Genomic DNA, 21052 nt, shown 5'->3' with positions numbered 1-21052 from the left:
ATGGCTATTCTCGTGGGGAATTAGCCTTATGAAGGATCTGCGAATTATCGCTTCCCTATGTGGCCACTACGATCTCCCTGTCACTCATCACCCGGCAGAAGATTTCCATGTCCACACTCGCAGGCAAAGCCTCCGTCATTAGCGGCACAGCAGCAACTGGCACCGGTTTGAGCCATCCAACGCTGTTCACGCCGATACAAGTCGGCAACCTGACATTGGCCAACCGGATCGTCATCGCTCCGATGGCCCAGTACTCGGCCGAAGACGGCCAGATGAACGATTGGCACCTGATTCATCTCGGCCAACTGGCGCTTTCAGGTGCGGCGGCGCTGACCATCGAGGGGACGGCGGTCACGCCCGAGGGGCGCACGAGCTATGGCGACGTGGGGCTCTATTCGGACGAGTGCGAAACTTCCATGGCGCGCGTGCTGCAGGGCATTCGGCGCTGGTCCGACACGCCGGTTGGCATCCAGCTCAACCATGCTGGCCGCAAAGGCTCGCGGCAGAAGTTATGGGACGGCGGCGCACAGATTCCTCGTGGTCACGCAAATGGCTGGAACACCCACGGCCCATCCCCGGTCGCTTTCGCGGCCGGTGAGACACCGCCCGCCGCCCTGGACCGCGACGGTCTGGCCGCCATTCGCGATGCCTTCGCGGCCGCCGCGCAACGCGCCTCCCGGCTCGACCTGAACTTCATTCAAATCCTCGGTGGGCACGGCTATCTGCTCCATCAATTTCTCTCGCCGCTCTCGAACCACCGGGACGACGAGTACGGCGGCTCGTTGGAAAACCGGATGCGCTTTCCACTCGAGGTCTTCGAAGCCGTGCGAGACGCGTTTTCGCATGATCGCCCCGTGACGATGCGGATCTCCGCGACTGACTGGGTGGACGGCGGGTGGTCCGTGCACGACACGATCGCTTTTGTCCGCGCATTGGAGGCCAGAGGCTGCGCCGCGATCAATGTCTCGAGCGGCGGCTCGAATCCAGCCGCGCAAATTCCGGTCGGGCCCGGCTATCAGGTTCCCTTCGCGCGGGCTGTAAAGCAGGCGACGACGCTCCCTGTCATCGCCGTTGGAATGATCACCGAGTTCGAACAAGCCGAATCCATCCTCAGCGCGGGAGACGCCGATCTGATCGCGCTGGCCCGGGCCGTGCTCTTCGACCCGCGCTGGCCCTGGCACGCTGCCGCTCACTTCGGGGCTCAGGTCAGGGCGCCGAAGCAGTATCTTCGCGCTCAACCCAGCCGGTTGCCAAAGGTGTTCGTTTGAATCCGTCTTGTCGATGTCCGGGGGGCTGGGCCGTCTCAGTGCGAGCTGCCTAACTGCTCTTCGATCGTCCGCGTCAATGGCGATTCCACGCGCCCCGTATGCATTGTCTGCACGGGCTCGATCAGCACGATCCAGCATTCGTCCTCTGCGACTGGATTGTGCAGCGTGCCGCGCGGCACGACGTGCATCGAGCCCGCGGGCAGATCGACGACACGCCCGCCGTCATACTCGATCCTCAGATGGCCGCGCACAACGAAGAACAGTTCGTCCTCGTGCTCGTGGTCGTGCCACACAAGCTGCCCGCGCACTTTGGCGACCTTCACGTACTGATCGTTGACCTGGGCGACGACTTTCGGCGACCAGTAATCGGACACGTCGGCGAACGCGGCTTCAAGGTCGAACGATTCAGCAAACGGATGACCAGGCATCGTTATCTCCATGCTGGAATGACGGATGCGGCGAGCAGTACGCCCATCGCGAGATTGAGGATGCGCCAGTGGCGCGGCGTGTGAAAGAGCCGGGCGAGCAGCACGCCGAGCGCGCACCACAGTGCGAGCGAGACGCACGCGGCCACGCCGAACGCGGCGCCGAGCAGCAGTGCGAGTCGGTTCGGACTGCTTGCGAGCAGCGCGAACGACGCCGCCGCGCCGACCGTCATCGCCCAGCTTTTCGGGTTGAGCCAGAGCAGCAGGAAACCGTTGACGAGCGTGATGGGGTGCGCGGGGCCGTTGCCTGCGTTGGGCGGCCCGCTGCGCGCGATGCGCCACGCGAGCCAGAGTAGATACGCGGAGCCAACTGCCTTGACGGCCGTTTGCAGCGACGGCAGCGCGAGCAGCAGACCGCCCAGCCCGAACCCGGCGACGGCGGCGAGCAAAGCGAGGCCGATCGCGATGCCGAGCATCAGCGGAATCGAACGCGCGAAGCCGAAGCGCGCGCCCGAAGCGGTGGCGAGCGTGGTTGCGCCGCCGGGTGTCACGGTCGCAATGACGACAAACAGCAGAAGCGGCAGGATCGAGGTCATCGGTGCAGAGTCAGGTGAATGAAACTTGCACTGTACGGATCGCCGACGCTTCATCAAAGGCAATAATTCTGATGCGATCCATTACGCGGCATAATGCGTCAATGAGCCGAAACCTCGACCTCGATCTGATCCGCACCTTCGTTGCCGTCGCCGATAGCGGCAGCATGACGGTCGCCGCGAATCTGCTGCACATGACGCAAGGCGCCGTGAGCCAGCAGGTGAAGCGTCTCGAAGAGGTGCTGGATTGCCAGCTGTTCGTGCGCAAGACGCGCAAGCTGGAGCTGTCGCGCCATGGCGAGCCATTTCTCGTGAAGGCGCGCCAGCTGCTGCAGCTGAACGACGAAATCTGGGCCGACATGACCGGTCGATCACTGCGCGGCAGCCTGCGCGTGGGCGTGCCCTACGATCTCGTGACACCGCTCGCGCCCGCGATGAAGGCGTTCGCCGATGCGCATCCGCAAGTGGAGATTTCGCTCGTGTGTGCGGCGTCGCCGGAATTGAGCGAAGCGGTGCACAGCGGCCGCGTGGATATATCGCTGGTCGAATATGTCGCGAGCGAAGCCGAAGGCGAAGTGGTCCGCATCGAGCCGTTGGTGTGGGTCCGGGGGCGCGGCAGCGATGCCTGGCAGAAGCGGCCGCTGCCGCTTTCGATGGTGGACGAGCGATGTGCCTTCCGGCCGGTCGTACTCGGCGCGCTCGCAAACGAGGGCATTGCGTGGCGCACGGTCTTCGAGAGCGGCAACATCGAGGCGACCGCCGCGACGGTGCGTGCGGGCCTCGCGATCACGACCTGGCTCGCCTCCACGGTGCCGGCCGACCTCGAGACGCTCGCGCCTCGAGCAACCGGCTTGCCCGCGCTGCCGCCGTTCGCGATCTGTCTGCGCTTGCCCGCAACGGTTCAGCCCGCGGCGCAGGAATTCGCGCGCCACGTGCGCGAATCGATGTCGAACGACGCAGGCGCTCGACGCGCGCAGCTTGCGAGCATTGCGTGACGTCGTGCGTTTGAAGCCGTCGCGCTTCTACACGCGCTGCGGCAGCGCAGCCGCAAAGAAGTCGGTGATCCGGCGCACGCGCGCAGGCACGAAACGACGCCTCGGCCAGACGATACTGACATCACGGGCGTCCCCAATGAAGTCGTCCAGCACGGTGACGATGTCGGGATGCTTGAGTTCATCGGTCAGCGAGAGCTTCGCGAAGAGGCCGATTCCCACACCCGCGAGCACGGCCGACCGGATCGTCTCGACGCTATTCGACGACAGGTTGCCTCGCACCGGTACGCTGAACCGGCCTTGCGGCCCATGAAACGGCCAGTTCGCCGATTCCATCAGACCGCCGTAGACGAGGCAATTGTGCCCGGCGAGATCCGCAGGATCTTTCGGTGTGCCGTGTTGCTCGAAATAGCGGCGCGATCCCACGCAGACCAGCGGGGTGCTGGCGATTTTCCTCACGACCGAATCCGGATCGTTGACGGTTCCCACCCGAATCGCGAGATCGATTCGATCTTCCACCATATCGCGGACGAAATCCGACAACACGAGATCGACCCGAAGCCCAGGATGGCGCGACAGCAGTTCGGGAATGAGCGGAAGAACGTGCAGCCGGCCGAATGTCGAGGCGGCGGCGATGCGGACGAGTCCCGAGACATCGAGCGTGCTGCTGCTCAGCTCATTGTCGGCTACCTCGATCTCGTCCAGCAACGGCTTGGTGCGCTCGTAGTATTTCTGCCCCTGATCCGTCAGGGTCACGCTGCGTGTGCTTCGGTTCAATAGCAGCACGCCCAGGCGCTTTTCCAGCGCGCCGATCGCCTTGCTGATGGCGGACTGTGAATCGCCGGTTCTACGCGCGGCGGCGGAAAAGCCACCCGCTTCGACAACGGCGATGAAGGCGTTTAATTCGTGAAACCGATCCATTGCATGTCTCTCGTGAGACCCATTCTCTGGAAGAATAAATCTCATGATAACTCCGCTAATTATCATTCGTGGGGGCGGCAATTACGATGTCACTACCGTTCACCAACAGGCAGAAGCTTCCCATGTCCACTCTCACAGGCAAGATTGCCGTCATTAGCGGCGCAACGACGGGTATCGGCTTGGCGATCGCCCAGCGGTTCGTCGCCGAAGGCGCTCACGTCTTTATCTTCGGCCGTCGGCGAGGCCAGCTTGACGAGGCCGTCAAACTGATCGGACGCAACGTTACCGCGATCCAGGCCGACGCTGCGAATCTCGATGACCTCGACCGCGTCGCCGCGGCAGTCAGGGACAAAACGGGTGTCGTCGACATCATCGTGTCGAACGCGGGCTTTACCGAGCAGGCTTCGATCGACACCATCACGCCGGAGCATTTCGACAAGGCATTCAACCTCATGGCGCGCGGCCCCGTATTTCTGGTGCAGAAGCTGCTGCCGATGATGACGGGGGGTGGATCGATCGTGCTGGTTTCTTCGGCCATGCACGTCATGGGCATTCCCGGGCACACCGCCTACGCGGCGACCAAGGCGGCGTTGCGTTCCTATGCGCGCACCTGGGCCGCCGAATTCAAGGATCGCGGCATTCGCGTCAACATGCTCAGCCCTGGCGTCACCGACACGCCGATTCTCGACGCCCAGTCGGCGACACGCGAGGATCTGGTGAGCATGTACCAAAGCATGGTTCCGCTCGGTCGACTTGCCCGGGCCGAGGAGATGGCCAGCGCGGCACTCTTTCTCGCCTCCGAACAGAGTTCCTATATGACGGGCGCGGATTTGATGAATGACGGCGGCATCGGCCAGGTCTGAGGCCGAGGCACGCAGTCCGTCAATGTGATTGTTCTGTTATTCAGGAAGCCGAATGAAGAGTTCAATGAGCTACGCAATCATCGGGCTTGGCAAGATCGGCACGGCCATCGCTCAGGCATTCGCCGATCAGGGCATCAAGGTAGCCGTGGCAGGCAGGCGGCCGGTCGACTCACTCGCAGCGCAGATTGGGCCGTCGCTGGTTCCGCAGCAGATCGAGGAAGCGATCGAGGCTGACGTTGTCATCCTGGCTGTCCCCTTCGGGGCTCACGAGGACGTCGCACGGGCCGCCGAAAGCTGGCAGGGGAAGATCGTGATCGACGCCATGAACGCGTACGGCGTCCCTGTGAAGGAGCTGGACGGGTTGCCTTCGAGCGCGGCCGTCGCAAAGGCGTTTGCGGGCGCCAAGCTGGTGAAGGCCTTCAACCACCTGCCCGCAGCCACGCTGGCGCAGGGGCCAACGACGCCGCATGGCGGCCGGCGGGTCGTGTTCGTCGCTAGCGACGACGACGCAGCTAGCGCTTCGGTGTCGGCCCTCGTCGACCGGCTCGGGTTCGCGCCGGTCGAACTCGGGAGGATCGGCGAGGGCGGTCTCCTCATCCAGGCACGCGGCAACACGTGGGCCCAGCTGGTTTTCCAGGATCTGGTCAAGTTCGACTGACCGGCCGCGCGCTATCTCGCTTCCGACGATGGCGCTTTCATGGCGGGCATAGCGTTGCTGGTGGACGGACGCTACCCGTTCGCCATGCGGGACCACGGCTCACTGTATCGAGTCCGGCTGGGCCCGCAGCTTGTCCTTGATTGCAGTCAGGCAGTTCGTGAACTGGGTGCGAAGCCCCACGGAGTTGCCGCTCGGTGCGGCAAGGCTGTCGGTTGTCACAGTCCATCCGTCAGCCGTACGCGAAACATCGAGTTCGAAGTACTCGGCCGATTCGCTATCGAGGACCACCGACTCGCGAAAACTGCCCTTCGCCGAACGAACGACCGCCTCGCAGCCCTGCTGGAGCCGGGCTGGGGCATGAGCGGACAAACCGGGTGAGCCGTCGCGAAAGGGGACTGCGCCGTACATGCGGAACGCCTCGAACTGCGCTGGCATTGCGGCCGTGACGAACTGGATGTCCGAATCCGAAACGGCGTCTCCGCATCCCGCCAGGATGCCGACAAAAGCTGCGAGCGTGATGCGAGCGCAATGACTCCGGAAAGTGATTGTGTGGTCCCCGGCTACCCGTAGTCCTTGCGCAAACGTTAGCGTTCTCATCTCCAACGGGCCAGTCTCGATGTAAGAATCAGTATTACGGCGTGCGTTATGCATATATTTATCGAGGTTAACCCTGGCATTGCACGTGTCGAGCCGACGAGTGGGGCAATGCATGCGTGTATCGACGCGATTCGAATGACGTCAACGGATCGCTTTTCCGCCGTTGCGTGAACCGTGCGATCGAGGTCACTCGACTGGCCCAGATGGGTTCGAGAGCGGACGCCGAACGTCTAGGCGAGCAGCAGCAAGGCGTCCGCGAGCGAGAGTACCGTGGTGCGCGAATCGAATGCGGTGGAGAACAGATGTTCATGTACCACCGGATCTGGGTCGTAGCAGCAGTCCTTGACCGTGTACAGGCGGAAGTCCGCGTCGCTCGCATACGCGACCGACGACAGCACAACGCCGGTCGATGCAATGCCGACCATAATCAGCGAATCGACACCTTGTGCGAGAAGTCGCGCCTGCAAATCGGTGCCGAAGAACACGCTGGCCCGGTGTGCAACGATGACCGGTTCGCAAGCCCGCTGGCCCAGCTCCGGCGAGGTCTGGTCGTCGACGAAGAGACCGAGTTGCTTGATTCCCTGGCCATTCCTGTTCAATGGGCTGACTTCCGGATAGCCCGGACTGAAGCGGAGGTTGGCGAAATAAACGCCGACGCCTTTGGTCCGCGCCGCGTCGCAGAGCTTGCGCGTATTGGCAAGCAAGGCCGGCGCGACCGAGGGGAAGAGCCCGAGAATGTCGGTCTGATAGTGCATGACGAGAAGCGCGGTTTGCGCCGGCGCGATTGCCACCGCACCATCTAACGCGTTTTCCTGATTCACGGCTGCCCCCCACTCAATATCCGCTGGCAATACTACCGCCTCCATTCCATTCACGGCCGGTCGCGCGGAGAAAGAACCGCATTCCTCGGCTCGAGGTTGACGGATGCAATATCTCTGACTAAAGTCAGAGATATGAGTTCGTCAGCCATTCCCCAGATTCGTCGCTTTAACCGCATCGTCGCTGAAAGCATCGGCGCTATCGACGATCATTTCCTCGGACGAGGCCGCCCGATGGGTGAATCGCGCCTGCTGTGGGAGATTGGTGTCGAAGGGGCGGATATTCGTACGCTTCGCGCGCGGCTAAGTCTTGATTCGGGTTATGTCAGCCGTACCCTGGCGTCGCTTGAGCGGCAAAAACTTGTCGCTGTCCTCACTGATTCGAACGACCGCCGGGTTCGCCGGGCCTGCCTGACTGAGGAGGGCCTCATCGAAAGGGCCGAACTCGAACGGCTCTCCGACGCGGTCGCTTTACGCGTGCTCGAACCTCTCGGCGACAAGCAGCGTCGGCGACTGATCGAAGCCATGTCTGAGGTCGAGCGTTTGCTACAGGCATCGCTTGTGCATTTTGCGCTTGAGAACCCTGATAGCGATGACGCGCGCTGGTGTTTTGAACAGTATTTCGGCGAACTCGACCAGCGCTTTGAAGCAGGATTCGACCCGTCCATGAGCCTGTCGGCAGATGCTCTCGAACTGACGGCGCCCGCAGGTGCGTTAATCGTCGCGAGACTCCATGGAGACCCGATCGGCTGCGTCGCGCTGAAGTTTCACAAGAAGTCCCCGGCCGAACTCAAGAGAATGTGGGTGAGTCCTTCCGCGCGCGGCATGGGCGTCGGCCGCCGGTTGATTGCCGAGGCGGAGAAACGTGCCCGGCAGGCCAAAGCGCGCGTTATCCGTCTAGAGACGAATCGAACTCTGCGTGAGGCGATATCGCTATACAGGCAATCAGGATTCGTCGAAGTCGATGCATTCAACGCCGAACCGTATGCCCATCACTGGTTTGAAAAGCGTCTGGCCTGAACGGCCGCAACGCTTTGCACTACGGACTTTCGATTGTCGCTGATGATCGTCTCATGCAGGTTGCGGATTCACCCCGCGCGCCGCCCCTCCACCACGCGCGTTGCGCGCGCAACATCCATCACCGCGAGCCGGATCGCGTCGATCAGCGCGCGTGCCGCAGGCGAGGGCGAGCCCTGCGCGCGCAGCGTAAGCCCGATATCGCGGCGCGTGTGCTGCAGCGGCACGTCGAGAATCACCAACTGCCCCGATTCGATTTCGTAGTGCAACTGCTGCGCCGAGAGCGCCGTGATCATGTCCGTGCCGAGCAGCAGCCCGCGAATCACGGCGAGATCGGCGGTTTCGACGGTGGGCAGGGGCGGCTTGAGCTTCACGCGGCGGAACTGCGCTTCGAGCAGCCCGCGCGAGGGCGAATGCGTGCGCGAAAGTATCCACTGCGCATCACGCAGATCGTTCAGTGTGAGGCCGTGCTTTTTCGCGAGCGGATGATCGCGCCGCGCGAGCACGATCATGTCCTCCGACATCAATCGTTCGTTGCCCAGGCCGCTTGCCGCATCGTTTTCCCGCAGCGCGCCGAGCACGAAGTCCACATCGCCCGCGCGCAGGCCCGCCACGAGCAGTTCATAAGCGCTTTCGTCGGTCACCACGCGCACGCCCGGATGCTGCGCGGAAAGGCGCGCGATGGCGGCCGGCAGGATCAGCGTGCGGCCCAAAGGCAGCGCACCCACCGTCACCGCGCCCTGGATATTGCCGTGCAGCGCCGCGATATCGTCGGGCACGTGGCGCAGTTCGTTGAGCGCGCGCCGCACGTGCAGCAGGAAGGTCTCGCCCTCGGCCGTGAGCAGCACGCCGCGCGGCCCGCGATGGAAGAGCGTGACACCCGAGCCGCTTTCGAGCACGCGCATGGCGCTGCTCACGGCGGGCTGGCTGATGCCGAATGCATTGGCCGTGCTCGGCATATGGCGGTGCCGCGCGAGAGCAACGAATAGCTGCAGCCGCCGCGTGTTGAGCAGATACGCGGGCAGCGTGCCTTCGCTCAACGCGCGCCGGCGCGCCTGGCGCGCGGCGCACCACTGCGCGAGTTCTTCCAGTTCGCCGAAAATGCGCGCGCAGCGCTCGAGCACCACGCGGCCCACGGCCGTGGGCAGCATGCCCGAGGGCTTGCGCTCGAAGAGCGGCGCGCCCAGCGCCGTCTCCAGTTCCTGCACCGAGCGTGTGACGGCCGATTGCGCGCGATACAGGGCCGAAGCGGCGCGCGTGGCGCTGCCTGTGTCGGCAACGAGGCGAAAAGCGCGCAGATGCGCGAGGTTCAGAAGTTCGGGCTGGCTCACGGCTCGATCATGTCGTTTTGGGTGGGATACGCGCCGTGTCTCATGCGGCGACCGTGGCAATCGTGCCAACTGCGGCGGCGACGTTGTCGGCCGCGCTCAGATGCAGCCGGTCGACCGAGAGATTGAGGCTCTCCTTCGAAATATGCGTGTGCTCTTTCATTAGCGCCTCGACGCGCGCGCCTTCGCCGTTCACGAGCGCGCCGACGATGGCGTGATGCTGGCGGTGCGCATACGACAGCATCATGAACTGGCGCTGCTGCGCGGCTTTGTCGAACACCACCGTGCCCGGCGAGACGAATGGAATCTTGTCGTTGAGCCCGAGCGCGGCGCTCACCGCAAGATTGTGCGCCGCTTGCACAATCAGTGCGTGGAAGCGGCCGTTCATCGCGGCGTAGCGCGTTTCCGCTTCGCTGTCGAGCACGCCGGCCGCGAAAATCGCGTCGCCTTCGCGCAGGCAGTCTTCGAGCGCGCGCGCGAGCGCCGCGTCCACGCCGCGCTCGGCAACCGTGCGTGCGGCGAGCCCTTCGAGTACGCCGCGCACGTCGATGGCGTTGAGCACGTCGGTCACCGAAAAGCGCCGCACGGTGTAGCCGCGCGCGCCCGAGCGCTCGACGAGGCCTTCGGTCGCGAGCACACTCAGCGCATAGCGCAGCGGCGTGCGCGAAATGCCGAGTCGCTCGGCGAGCTGCGCCTCGACGAGCCGCTCGCCGGGCTCGAGTTCGCCGGAGAGGATGCGCGTGCGCAGCGCCTGCACGATGGTTTGCTGGGTCGTCCCGTTCATGTCATGCGTGAATCGCCACGGGCGAGGCGCGCGGCGTATGGCGCGCGTGGCCCTTGCGAGTTCGTTCTTTTGATATCTGTTTCGTTTATGAGGGGGTTGCCGGGCCGGATCGGCCGCAGTTCCCGCAATGGTGTTTCAGGATACCAAAAACCGTTGCGCCGCGCGGGTTTGCGCGATCGGCCGAGTGTGCGCAAGCGCGCAGAAGCCTTGAATTCATGAGGGAAATGGAAAAATTCGTGGTTAACCCTTGCTTACGGTTCAGGTGGCATTTTTGTAATTTCGTATCCCAAGTGATGGATCGAAGGCGTCTGTCGACGCATCCGGTCCAGCGCGGCGCGAGTGCGCCGCATGAACAGCAGCAGAGGGCAAGATCATGGCAAGAATAGTGGGCGGCATCGGCACATCGCACGTGCCGACAATCGGCATGGCATACGACAAGGGCAAGCAGAACGAACCCGCGTGGGCGCCGCTCTTCCAGGGGTACGAACCGGTGGCGCAGTGGCTCGCCGAGCGCAAGCCGGACGCGCTCGTGATGTTCTACAACGACCACGCCAACAGCTTCTTCTTCGACTGCTACCCGACGTTCGCGCTGGGCGTTTCCGCCGGGCACGAGTTCGCCGACGAAGGCGGGGGCAAGCGCGCGCTGCCGGACATCGCGGGCCACCCCGATCTCGCGATCCATATCGCCGAGCAACTCGTACACGACGAGTTCGATCTCACGATCTTCCAGGACAAGCCGCTCGACCACGGCTGCAACTCGCCGCTTTCGCTCATGCTGCCGCACGAAGGCGGCTGGCCCGCGGCGCTGGTGCCGATCCAGGTGAACGTGCTCCAGTATCCGCTGCCCACGGCCAACCGCTGCTACCGGATCGGCCAGGCGCTGCGCCGCGCGATCGAATCGTTCGAGCAGGATCTCGACGTGGTGGTGGTCGGCACGGGCGGACTATCGCACCAGGTGCACGGCGAGCGCAGCGGCTACAACAACACCGAATGGGACATGGAGTTCCTCGACCTGATCGTCAACGATCCGGAGCGCCTTGCACGCATGAAGCACGTGGACTACGTGCGCCTTGGCGGCGCGGAAAGCGTGGAGACGATCATGTGGCTCGCCATGCGCGGGGCGCTGGGCGGCAAGATCCGCGAAGTCCATCGCAATTACTATCTCGCGACCAGCACGGCGATGGCGGTCACGGTGTACGAGGAAGAGGGCCAGCAATGAATCCGCAACTGGTTGGCATCGAGGAACTGACGGGCACGTACCCCTTCGACATTCGCCAGAGCATGAAGGCCATGCGCCTGAATCGCTTCTTCTGGGAAATGCGCCTGCCGCAAGCGCGCGAACTGTGGCTGCGCGACCGCAAGGCCGCCTACGACGCCGCCGCGCTCACCAGCGAGGAGCGCGCGCTCGTCGACGCAACGGACTGGCTCGGCCTCATTCAATACGGCGTGTGCTTCTTCGTGCTCGAGAAGTTCGCGCGCGTGGTGAAGATCACGAATCTCGGCATGTACGCGAGCATGCGCGGCGAAACCCTCGAAGCGTTCCTGAAGACGCGCAAGGTGCCCGACGCGGTCTGAGCGTTTGCCTGACCGATTTTGATGTCCTGAATCGCTTTTGCGTACGGGCGGGCGCTGCGCCCACTCGAACGCGTTTGACCCGCGCGGCCCCCCATGCCGCGCGCTTCTCGTGCGGCTCGCCGGATCTCGGGGCGGCGAGAGCGCTACCCTTCGATGCTCGAATAAACAGGTTTGTTCAAAACAGGAGACTTGGAGAATGCAGGATCATAAGCAGTACAAAAAGATTGCATTGGCGATTACGGGGGCCATCGGTGTGATGGCGTGTGCTGCACCGGCGTTCGCGCAAAGCAGCGTGACGCTCTACGGCATGATGGACACGGGCATTACCTACGTGAGCAACCAGGGCGGCAAGCACAACGTCAAGATGGACGACGGCGTGAACGGCCCGAACCTCTGGGGCATGACCGGCACGGAAGACCTGGGCGGCGGCACGAAGGCCTTCTTCCAGCTCGTCAACCAGTTCCAGGTGGACAACGGCGCCTTCATGCCGAACAAGAGTCTCTTCAGCCGTACGTCGATTCTGGGTCTGAGCAACGACAAGCTGGGCAAGCTCACGCTCGGTAACCAGTACGACTTCATGACGGACTCGCTGTATTTCGCGGGCAACGATCCGGCGGAGCTCTCGGGCCACTTCTACGATTTCCGCGCGGGTCCGTTCCAGAAGCTCGCGCTGCCAGACAACCCGACCGGGTCGTTCGACTGGGACCGGATGGCTGGCGAAACCGTCAATAATTCGGTGAAGTATCTGTCGCCGACGTTCGGCGGTTTCAGCGCGGGCGCGATGTACAGCTTCGGAGGCGTGGCCGGCTCGATCGGCACGGCCAACGGCACGAGCTTCGCGCTGAACTACTCGGCGCATGAGTTCGGCGTGAACGCGGCTTATACGAACCTCAAGACCGTCGTGACGGGCGAAGGCGACGTGAGCGTGCGTAACTGGGGTATCGGCGCGCACTACCGTTTTGGCGGCTGGATCACGAACGCGCTCTTCACCACCGTGCACAACTCGGCCAACGGCGGCTCGGTGTATCAGGGCTCGGTGGGCGCGCATTACAACTTCACGCCTGCACTCAGCGCAGGCGCGTCGTACATGTACATGAAGGGCAACGACGTGGTCGACAACAATCACGCGCACCAGGTCGCGGCGATCGTCGATTACGCGCTTTCCAAGCGCACCAGCGTGTACGTGCTGGGCGTGTACCAGCGCGCCAGCTCGGGCGGTCTTGCGCAGATCAACGGCATGAACTCCTCGGATGGCGCTTCGAGCGGACAGAGCCAGGCGGTTGCGCGCGTGGGCCTGCATACGCACTTCTAATGCACCGCTAGCTTCATCATCTCCGGTAGTTGTTTGACGCCGCCCGATCGATCGACCTATCGGGCGGCGTTTTTTTCATGGTGCGCATCCTTTCACGAAAGGCGAGCGAATTGGGCAAAATAGCGCCAGTCGAAACAGCACTCGCGTGACGAGGAAGGAAGTTTCATGACGGATACGGTGGATTGCGTCGTGATCGGCGCGGGCGTGGTCGGTCTCGCGGTTGCGCGCGCGTGCGCGCAGCAGGGCTGGGAAACGGTTCTCGTCGAGGGCGAGAACGCCATCGACACGGGCACCAGCTCGCGCAACAGCGAAGTGATACACGCGGGCATTTACTACCCGCAAGGCTCGCTCAAGGCGCGGCTGTGCGTGCAAGGCAAGCACAAGCTTTACGCGTATTGCGAAGAGAAGGGCGTGGAGTACAGCCGTTGCGGCAAGTTCATCGTCGCGACGCACGAAGGGCAACTCGACGCGCTGCGTGCGATTCGCGCGGCGGCGGCCGCCAACGGCGTGGACGACCTGCGCTGGCTTGACCGCGGCGAGGCGCGCGCACGGGAACCCGCGCTCGAGTGCGTGGCGGCGCTCGAATCGCCCTCCACGGGCATCGTCGACAGCCACGGATTGATGCTCGCGCTGCAGGGCGACTTCGAAGCGGCGGGCGGCATGCTCGCGTTTTGCTCGCCGGTCACGGGCGGCCTCGTGCGGCCGGGCCAGCCGACGCTCCTGAAGGTAGGCGGCGACGAGCCGATGGAATTGCTCGCCACGCGCGTGGTGAACAGCGCGGGCCTTTACGCGCAGCCGATCGCGGCTTGCATCGAAGGCGTGCCGGCGCAATCGATCGCGCCGGGGCGCTACGCGAAGGGCAATTACTACTCGCTTGCCGGCGCGGCGCCGTTTTCACGGCTCATCTATCCGGTGCCGGAGGAAGGGGGGCTGGGCGTGCACCTGACGATCGACCTTGGTCGCCAGGCACGCTTCGGTCCCGACGTGGAGTGGATCGACACGATCGACTACACCGTGGACCCGGGCCGCGCGGCGAAATTCTACGAGGCGATTCGCACCTACTGGCCCGCGTTGCCTGACGACGCGCTGCAACCGGGTTATGCTGGCATTCGCCCGAAGCTGGCCGCGGCCAAGCATGGCGGCGACTTCGTGATCCAGGACGCGCGCGAGCACGGCGTGAGCGGGCTCGTGAACCTCTACGGCATCGAGTCGCCGGGGCTGACGGCTTCGCTCGCGATTGCGGACGAAGTGATCGACCGCCTGAACACACACTGACTGCAGTAGCGGATCAACGCAAACCAACGCGAATCACAAGGAGAACAGGATGGTCTACGAGATGGCGCACATCACGGTGAGCGCAGGCAAGAACGCCGAATTCGAGGCAAACGTGGCGCAGGCGCTGCCGCTCTTTCACCGCGCGCGCGGCTGCCGCAGCGTGGAACTGCAGCGCGGCGTGGAAGAGCCGAACCAGTATGTGCTCGTCGTGCAGTGGGATACCGTCGAGGATCACATGGTGCACTTTCGCGAGTCGGATGACTTTCAGGAATGGCGCCGCCTCGTCGGTCCGTACTTCGAGAAGCCGCCTGTCGTGGGGCATACGCAGGTCGTCGTGAAGTGACAGGCTGAGCGCGGCCAGCCGCGCTTACGCCTTGATGCCGAACCCCTCCACATACCCCACCGCGTCTTCTCCATCCCAAACGCGTCCATCGACGAACGGCGCGGTGGCCGTCCCGGCCGGCAGCGCGATTCCCATCGCCGCCGCCGCTTGCCCGTACAGCGCCGTCTGGTTCAAGCCGCGCGCGATCTCGCCGTAGTCGCTTCGGCGCGCAAGCATGCCCCATCGTTCGAACTGGGTCAGAAACCACACGCCTTCGGATTCGTGCGGATAGTTGACGCGGCCTTCCTCGAAGAACTTCATGCCCGGCGTGCGTGATGCCGCGTCCGCTTCGAGCCGCGCGGCGATCAGCGCGGCGTCTACACCCAGCATCTCCGGGCGCGCGAGCCACTGCGCAATCTCGCGCCGATTGCCTTCGCCGTCCAGCCAACGGCACGCTTCGAGCATCGTCTGCACGAGCGCGCGCGCCGTGTTCGGATTGTGTTCCACAAAATCGCGCCGGCAGGCGAGCACCTTCTCGGGATGATCCGGCCAGATCGCCCCGCTCGCGATGATCGTGCGTCCCACGCCGCGCTGCTGCGCAAGCCCTGGCCACGGCTCGCCCACGCACAGGCCGTCGAGGCGATCTTCGGCGAGCGCGGCCACCATCTGCGGCGGCGGTATCACCACGCTCTCGATGTCGCGCAGCGGATGCACACCCTGCGAAGCGAGCCAGTAGTACAGCCACATCGCGTGTGTGCCGGTGGGGAAGGTCTGCGCGAACACGGGCTTGCGCGCCAGCGTCGCGAGCGCGCGCGGCAGCGAGCCGTGTTCGGCGAGCGCATTCGCGAGACGGTTCGAGAGCGATATTGCCTGGCCGTTGCGGTTGAGCACCATCAGCACGGCCATGTCGGTCTGCGGGCCGCCCAGGCCGAGCTGCACGCCATACACGAGCCCGTAAAGCGAATGCGCGGCGTCGAGTTCGCCGGACAGCAGCTTGTCGCGCAGCGCGGCCCACGAGGGCTGGCGCGAGAGTTCGAGCGTGAGACCGTGCGCGTGGCCGAACTCCAGCAGCTTCGCGGCGACGAGCGGCGCGGCGTCGGCGAGCGGCACGAAGCCGATCTTCAGATGGGTCTTCTCGGGCGCGGCGAGGGGGGGGGTGGCGTTCATGGGCGGCGCTTCGTTCCTGCTCAATCGGGTCGTTGCTGGGCTTGCGCAAGCGCGACGATCTGGCGGGCGACTTCGGCGAGCTTCACGCTCTGGTTCATCGCGCGCTTGCGCAGCGCCGCGTAGGCGGCGGGCTCGGTCAGCTTCTGTTGCTCCATCAGGATGCGCTTCGCGCGGTCGATCAGCTTGCGCTCGGCCAGTTCGTTTTCGGCCTGCGTGAGACGCTCGCGCAACTGGGCTTCCTGTGCGAAGCGCGCGAGCGCGACTTCGAGGATCGGCGCGAGGCGCTCGCTCGCGAGCCCTTCCACGAGATAGGCGGTCACACCCGCGTTCACGGCCGAGCGGATCAGTTGCTGGTTGGCGTCGTGGCTGAACATCAGCACCGGGCGCGGCGCGGTGGCGTTCATCACCGCGAGCTGTTCGAGCGTGTCGCGCGAGGGCGACTCGGTATCGATGATGATGACGTCGGGCCGTTCACGCTCGACGACGCGATGCAGCGCCTGCGGCGTCGCGGGCTCGGCGAGCATGTCGTAGCCGAGCTTGGCGAGCGCGTCGCGCAGGTCGCCGATAGGCTTGTCAGTGTCGGTTACGAGCAGTACGCGCAGCATGGGGATTCGGTGGTCGTCGGCATGACGTCCTCGACGGTTAATCGGTGCATTGCGCGCCATCGCTGGGCGCGCATGAGGATTCAGCAAGGTGCGTGCCAGTCTGTCCCTTGGCCGCAAAGCCGTGCCGGATGGGGTTTTGGACGCGCCGTGCGGAAACGCGGCGCGCAACGAGTTGTGCACCGCAGCAGTGCGGGGGTCGATGCGGCGCACCCGGTTGGCGCAGCGGTGGCGGGCGATGCCCGAAAAAGTGCGGCAGGACGGCCTGAATCCGCGCCCATGATCCCGAAGTCAAGACAGCGGAGCGCGGCTTTTGTGACACGCCTATTTCAACTATGCTTTTTAGCGCACGCCGTCGGCTCCACGATTCCCAGCGCCAGCATTCTCACGACAAGTAACCGGCCAATGGAAATGGAAAGACCTGCCTCCCCCCACGCACAGCCCGCCAGTGCAACCGCAAGTCAGCCCTGGCTGCGCTGGTTGCCCGGCGTCACGTTGTTCAAGACTTATCAACGCACCTGGTTGCTCAGCGATCTCGCTGCAGGACTGGTGCTGACCACCATGCTCGTGCCGGTCGGCATTGCCTACGCGGCGGCGTCCGGTGTGCCCGGTGTCTACGGTCTCTATGCCACGATCATTCCGCTGCTGGCCTATGCCATTTTCGGGCCCAGCCGCATTCTCGTGCTCGGCCCCGACTCCGCCCTTGCCGCGCCCATACTCGCCGTGGTGGTGCAGGTCGCAGGGGGCGACCCCGCACGCGCCATTGGCGTGGCGAGCATGATGGCGATCGTTTCCGGGCTCGTCTGCGTCGTCATGGGGCTGTTGCGCCTCGGCTTCATCACGGAACTGCTGTCCAAGCCCATTCGATACGGCTACATGAACGGCATTGCGCTCGCCGTGCTCATCAGCCAGTTGCCGAAGCTCTTCGCCGTCTCCATCGACGAGCAGGGCCCGATGAGAGACCTGCTCAGCCTCGCCCAGGCGCTCGCGCGCGGCGAGGCGAACTGGTACAGCTTTGCCGTGGGCGCGGGAAGCCTCGTGCTGATCCTCGTGCTCAAGCGCTTCGACAAGGTGCCCGGCATCCTGATCGCTGTGATCGTGGCCACGCTCTCGGTCAGTCTCTTCCATCTCGACGCCATGGGCGTGAAAGTGCTGGGCACGATTCCCCAGGGCTTGCCTGGACTCTCGCTGCCGTGGGTCGCCAACGCGGACCTGGTCAAGATCGTCCTGGGCGGCGCGGCCGTCGCGTTGATCGCCTTCGCCGATACGAGCGTGCTCTCGCGCACCTATGCGGCGCGCTTTCATGCGCGCGTCGACCCGAACCAGGAGATGGTGGGCCTTGGCGTAGCGAACTTCGCGGCCGGCTTGTTCCAGGGCTTCCCGATCAGCAGCAGCGCCTCGCGCACACCGGTTGCCGAAGCCGCGGGCGCCCGCACGCAGCTAACCGGCGTAGTGGGTGCGCTCGCCGTGGCGGCGCTGCTCATGGTCGCGCCCAATCTGTTGCGCTATTTGCCCAATAGCGCGCTCGCCGCCGTGGTGATCGCCGCCGCGCTCGGACTGTTCGAAATCGCGGATCTCAAACGCATCTACCGGATTCAGCAGTGGGAGTTCTGGCTATCGATCGGTTGCTTCGTGGCAGTCGCGGTTTTCGGGGCGATTCCCGGCATTGGCCTCGCCGTCCTGATCGCCGTGATCGAATTCCTCTGGGACGGCTGGCGGCCGCATTTCGCGGTGCTCGGCCGCGTGGAGGGGGTGCGCGGCTATCACGACATCGAGCGCTATCCCGAAGCGGTGCGTATGCCGGGACTCGTGCTGTTTCGCTGGGACGCGCCGTTGTTCTTCGCGAATGCCGAGTTGTTCCAGCAGCGCCTGATGGAAGCGGTGGAAGCGTCGCCCACGCCGGTGCGGCGGGTCGTGGTGGCGGCGGAGCCCGTGACGAGTGTGGACGTCACGTCCGCCGACATGCTGCGCGAACTGACCCATGCGTTGCGCGAGCGCGGCATCGCGCTGCATTTCGCGGAGATGAAGGACCCGGTGCGCGACAAGCTCAAGCGCTTCGATTTGCTCGATGACATCGGCCCGGACTGCTTCGATCCTACCGTAAGCAGCGCTGTCGATCGCTATGTCGACGAAGCCGGCCTCGCGAAGGACGAAGCCGGGCCTCAAGCGGGACGGTAGTGCAAAGTCGATGCGGTGCCGGCCTCGCAGCACCGCCCTTCGCCTCGATGCCACTCAGGCGCCGGGCTTGAGCACCACGCGAAAGCGCGCCTTGCCGCTCATCATCCGCTCATAGGCTTCCGCCGCGCGCGACAGCGGATATTCCTCGATCATCGGCTTCACGCCCGAGAGTGCGCTGAATGCCAGGGTATCCTGAGAATCGGCGGCGGTGCCCGAGGGCCAGCCCTGCACCGAGTGGCGACCCATGATGAACTGCGTGATCGGCACTTCCACGGGCTCCTGCGACACGCCGATCATGATCAGCTTGCCGTTCAGGCCGAGCCCGCCCAGCGCAGCGCTCATGGCCTTGCCGCTCGTGGCCGTGGCGAGGATCACGCGCGCGCCGCCCAGCGCGAGCAGGGCTTGCGCGACGTCCTGCGAGGAACTGTCGATATAGTGATGCGCGCCGAGCTGCTTCGCGAGCGGCGCCTTGTCCTGCCCGCGCGCGATGGCCACGGTGACGAAGCCCATTTTGCGGGCGTACTGCACGCCGAGATGGCCGAGACCGCCAATGCCGAGAATCGCCACGACATCGCCCGCGCGTGCGCCGCTGTGGCGCAGCGCGTTGAAGGTGGTGATGCCGGCGCACAGGAGCGGCGCGGCGTCGACGTCGGAGAGGTCGTCGGGCATGCGTGCGAGCGCTTCCTGCGGCGCCACCATGTAGTCGGCGTAGCCGCCGTCGTAGCTGATGCCGGGAATCTGGCCGTTCTTGCAGAGCACGAAGTCGCCGTGGCGGCAGTGTTCGCAATGGCCGCAGTGGCCGCCGTGCCAGCCCACGCCGACGCGCTGCCCGACCTTCCATTCGTCGACGCGCGCACCGAGCTTTTCGATCACGCCTGCGATCTCGTGGCCGGGCACGCGAGGAAACTCCAGGCCGGGCCACTGGCCTTCCTTCGTGAGCGAATCGCTATGGCAGATCCCGCAGGCCTGCACCTTGACGAGGACGTGTCCCTCGGGCGGCTCGGGAATATCGCGCTCGACCAGTTCGAGAGGGGCGCCCGGGTTTGCTACCTGCACTACGTGCATCTTTGGCATCGTCTGCTCCTGGGAAAGTGAGGTTTCCGCCGATGATGTCGTGGCGACGTGTGGCTACTGCGTCATTGTAGGACGATGCTGCAGGCGCATCGCGCTGCGCGGCGTGGGAGATGTTTGTTAGCGTTGGGCACTAGTGAATGCCTTACGCAATCAGCCTTCGTTTCGCGTCCCCGCGCGTTTCGCGTCAGCTTGTACGCGGACCTTTCCATCGGCCGCCGTGCGGCTCTTCATATGATCGATGAATGCGCGCAGTTTCGGCATGACCTGCCGGCGGCCCGGATAGCAGAGAAACATCCCCGGCCTCACCGGCGCGTAGGCCTCTAGCACCTCGATCAGTTCTCCCGATCTCAATCCGCCAGCGGCCAGAGGCTCGGGTACCTGGGCCAGGCCCAGGCCTTCTAACGCAGCGCCAAGGACGGTGGGAAAGTCACTGGCAATGAGGGGGCCGGATACGGCGATCTCGATCGGCTGGTTGTCGTCGTCGAACGACCATAGGGCGAGCGCGCCGTTGGACCGCCGCCATCGCAAGCAGGCATGCTGGCGCAGGTCGTTCGGGTGGGTGGGTGGACTGAACCCGGCGAAGTAGACAGGGCTGCCGACGACGATGAGACGGAATGTCGGCGTCATTGGCACCGCGACCATATCGGGAGCAACGAGATGCCCCTGCCGGACGGCGGCGTCGAATCCTTCGGCAGCAAGGTCGGTCACCTCCTTGCTCGCAGCAAGCTCCACCTCGACCTCGGGATAAGCCCGGCAGAACGATGTGACCAGTTCCAGCAGAGTGGGGATCACCGCGCGCGGCGCCGAGAGACGCAGCAATCCAGCCGGTCGCTGGCCGAGTCCGCGCGCCACCTCACTGGCGGCGACCAGTTCCTCGAAGGCGGGCTTGGCGCGCGCGAAAAACTTTTCGCCGGCTTCGGTCAAGCCGACACTTCGCGAGTTGCGGATGAAGAGCGCCGCGCCAATGCGCGCTTCGAGTACACGCACCGTCTGACTGATAGCCGAGGGCGTCACACCGAGCTCCGCGGCCGCCTTGCGAAAACTGCGATGCTGGGCAACGCGCAGGAACACCTCCACGCCGTCCAGCGCGCCCTGCCTGACTGTGAAGTTCTGCTTCATGGCCCGTCAACAATGTGATGAATAGCCGCTTGCGAATAGCGATGATACCTTGGCACCAGCCATTGGGCCGGAGCATCAGCGGCTGACACCACGGTAACGGGACGCTGAATGAAATGCCTTCTCCTTAATTTGACCATAGCCGCTGTGCTGGTCGCTTTTGCTGG

The 21052-nt window shown here is 64.5% G+C and carries 22 protein-coding genes; 11 read left to right on the top strand and 11 right to left on the bottom strand.

Annotated features, from left to right (window positions below):
* The first annotated feature begins 167 nt into the window (after positions 1–167).
* Complete coding sequence (locus tag M3A49_RS15980; RefSeq protein WP_266229553.1) at positions 168–1268, top strand: NADH:flavin oxidoreductase/NADH oxidase; 1101 nt, start codon at positions 168–170, stop codon at positions 1266–1268.
* Positions 1269–1303: 35 nt separating this feature from the next.
* Here the strand turns inward: M3A49_RS15980 and M3A49_RS15975 are convergent, their stop codons facing one another.
* Both M3A49_RS15975 and M3A49_RS15970 read right to left on the bottom strand, forming a co-directional pair.
* Positions 1304–1696, bottom strand: coding sequence for a cupin domain-containing protein (locus tag M3A49_RS15975; protein WP_266229509.1), 393 nt, complete (start codon positions 1694–1696; stop codon positions 1304–1306).
* Positions 1697–1698: 2 nt separating this feature from the next.
* Complete coding sequence (locus M3A49_RS15970) at positions 1699–2289, bottom strand: LysE family translocator (protein ID WP_266229507.1); 591 nt, start codon at positions 2287–2289, stop codon at positions 1699–1701.
* A 101-nt stretch (positions 2290–2390) separates the two neighbouring features.
* Between M3A49_RS15970 and M3A49_RS15965 the strand changes: the two genes are divergently transcribed.
* Positions 2391–3281: a LysR substrate-binding domain-containing protein gene (locus tag M3A49_RS15965; protein ID WP_266229505.1), complete on the top strand. Its 891-nt coding sequence runs from the start codon at positions 2391–2393 to the stop codon at positions 3279–3281.
* Positions 3282–3308: 27 nt separating this feature from the next.
* Here M3A49_RS15965 and M3A49_RS15960 read toward each other — a convergent pair whose 3' ends face one another.
* Positions 3309–4199 carry a LysR family transcriptional regulator gene (locus tag M3A49_RS15960; RefSeq protein ID WP_254356286.1) on the bottom strand — a complete coding sequence of 297 codons (891 nt, stop codon included), beginning with the start codon at positions 4197–4199 and terminating at the stop codon, positions 3309–3311.
* Between the two features lie 122 nt (positions 4200–4321).
* On the opposite strand from M3A49_RS15960, the gene M3A49_RS15955 reads away from it, so the two are divergent.
* Together M3A49_RS15955 and M3A49_RS15950 are read left to right on the top strand one after the other, a co-directional pair.
* The gene (locus tag M3A49_RS15955) at positions 4322–5062 is read left to right on the top strand and encodes an SDR family NAD(P)-dependent oxidoreductase (RefSeq protein ID WP_309249183.1); all 741 of its coding nucleotides are present in this window, start codon (positions 4322–4324) and stop codon (positions 5060–5062) included.
* 64 nt (positions 5063–5126) lie between these two features.
* A complete protein-coding gene (locus M3A49_RS15950) occupies positions 5127–5720 on the top strand; it encodes an NADPH-dependent F420 reductase (RefSeq protein WP_266229502.1) in 594 nt (197 codons plus the stop codon).
* A 99-nt stretch (positions 5721–5819) separates the two neighbouring features.
* On the opposite strand, the gene M3A49_RS15945 is transcribed toward M3A49_RS15950, so the two are convergent.
* Both M3A49_RS15945 and M3A49_RS15940 read right to left on the bottom strand, forming a co-directional pair.
* A complete protein-coding gene (locus M3A49_RS15945; RefSeq protein ID WP_266229501.1) occupies positions 5820–6371 on the bottom strand; it encodes a hypothetical protein in 552 nt (183 codons plus the stop codon).
* A 176-nt stretch (positions 6372–6547) separates the two neighbouring features.
* Positions 6548–7138, bottom strand: coding sequence for an isochorismatase family cysteine hydrolase (locus M3A49_RS15940; protein WP_266229500.1), 591 nt, complete (start codon positions 7136–7138; stop codon positions 6548–6550).
* Positions 7139–7270: 132 nt separating this feature from the next.
* On the opposite strand from M3A49_RS15940, the gene M3A49_RS15935 reads away from it, so the two are divergent.
* Positions 7271–8155: a bifunctional helix-turn-helix transcriptional regulator/GNAT family N-acetyltransferase gene (locus M3A49_RS15935; protein WP_254356283.1), complete on the top strand. Its 885-nt coding sequence runs from the start codon at positions 7271–7273 to the stop codon at positions 8153–8155.
* A gap of 68 nt (positions 8156–8223) precedes the next feature.
* On the opposite strand, the gene M3A49_RS15930 is transcribed toward M3A49_RS15935, so the two are convergent.
* Both M3A49_RS15930 and M3A49_RS15925 read right to left on the bottom strand, forming a co-directional pair.
* Entirely contained in the window at positions 8224–9483 is a 1260-nt protein-coding gene (locus M3A49_RS15930; protein ID WP_254356282.1) for a LysR family transcriptional regulator, read from the bottom strand.
* A 40-nt stretch (positions 9484–9523) separates the two neighbouring features.
* On the bottom strand, positions 9524–10264 hold the full coding sequence (locus M3A49_RS15925) for a GntR family transcriptional regulator (protein WP_254356281.1): 741 nt from the start codon (positions 10262–10264) through the stop codon (positions 9524–9526).
* Between the two features lie 373 nt (positions 10265–10637).
* Here M3A49_RS15925 and M3A49_RS15920 point away from each other — a divergent pair, with 373 nt between their 5' ends.
* The 5 genes from M3A49_RS15920 (at position 10638) to M3A49_RS15900 (ending at position 14769) form a co-directional block, all read left to right on the top strand.
* Positions 10638–11483, top strand: a complete 846-nt coding sequence (locus M3A49_RS15920; RefSeq protein WP_266229498.1) for a gallate dioxygenase — start codon at positions 10638–10640, stop codon at positions 11481–11483.
* Entirely contained in the window at positions 11480–11839 is a 360-nt protein-coding gene (locus M3A49_RS15915) for a protocatechuate 3,4-dioxygenase (RefSeq protein ID WP_028202458.1), read from the top strand. The genes M3A49_RS15920 and M3A49_RS15915 overlap by 4 nt, the downstream gene beginning before the upstream one ends.
* A gap of 196 nt (positions 11840–12035) precedes the next feature.
* Positions 12036–13151, top strand: a complete 1116-nt coding sequence (locus M3A49_RS15910; RefSeq protein ID WP_416338963.1) for a porin — start codon at positions 12036–12038, stop codon at positions 13149–13151.
* A gap of 165 nt (positions 13152–13316) precedes the next feature.
* A complete protein-coding gene (locus M3A49_RS15905; protein ID WP_266229496.1) occupies positions 13317–14426 on the top strand; it encodes an NAD(P)/FAD-dependent oxidoreductase in 1110 nt (369 codons plus the stop codon).
* Positions 14427–14475: 49 nt separating this feature from the next.
* Positions 14476–14769, top strand: coding sequence for an antibiotic biosynthesis monooxygenase family protein (locus M3A49_RS15900; RefSeq protein WP_028202455.1), 294 nt, complete (start codon positions 14476–14478; stop codon positions 14767–14769).
* 24 nt (positions 14770–14793) lie between these two features.
* On the opposite strand, the gene M3A49_RS15895 is transcribed toward M3A49_RS15900, so the two are convergent.
* Together M3A49_RS15895 and M3A49_RS15890 are read right to left on the bottom strand one after the other, a co-directional pair.
* On the bottom strand, positions 14794–15915 hold the full coding sequence (locus M3A49_RS15895; RefSeq protein ID WP_266229494.1) for a CmpA/NrtA family ABC transporter substrate-binding protein: 1122 nt from the start codon (positions 15913–15915) through the stop codon (positions 14794–14796).
* Between the two features lie 20 nt (positions 15916–15935).
* Entirely contained in the window at positions 15936–16520 is a 585-nt protein-coding gene (locus M3A49_RS15890; protein WP_266229493.1) for an ANTAR domain-containing response regulator, read from the bottom strand.
* Positions 16521–16928: 408 nt separating this feature from the next.
* Here M3A49_RS15890 and M3A49_RS15885 point away from each other — a divergent pair, with 408 nt between their 5' ends.
* Positions 16929–18695, top strand: coding sequence for a SulP family inorganic anion transporter (locus M3A49_RS15885; RefSeq protein ID WP_266229492.1), 1767 nt, complete (start codon positions 16929–16931; stop codon positions 18693–18695).
* 54 nt (positions 18696–18749) lie between these two features.
* Here M3A49_RS15885 and M3A49_RS15880 read toward each other — a convergent pair whose 3' ends face one another.
* Together M3A49_RS15880 and M3A49_RS15875 are read right to left on the bottom strand one after the other, a co-directional pair.
* Positions 18750–19769, bottom strand: coding sequence for an alcohol dehydrogenase (locus M3A49_RS15880; protein WP_266229491.1), 1020 nt, complete (start codon positions 19767–19769; stop codon positions 18750–18752).
* 150 nt (positions 19770–19919) lie between these two features.
* The gene (locus M3A49_RS15875; RefSeq protein ID WP_266229490.1) at positions 19920–20888 is read right to left on the bottom strand and encodes a LysR family transcriptional regulator; all 969 of its coding nucleotides are present in this window, start codon (positions 20886–20888) and stop codon (positions 19920–19922) included.
* Positions 20889–21052 lie beyond the last annotated feature (164 nt).

The organism is Paraburkholderia sp. CNPSo 3076 (assembly GCF_026343935.1).
In the GTDB taxonomy this organism is placed as follows: Bacteria; Pseudomonadota; Gammaproteobacteria; order Burkholderiales; family Burkholderiaceae; genus Paraburkholderia; species Paraburkholderia nodosa.
The sequence above is the reverse complement of the archived record's forward strand: the minus strand, read 5'-3'. Positions and strand labels throughout refer to the sequence as shown.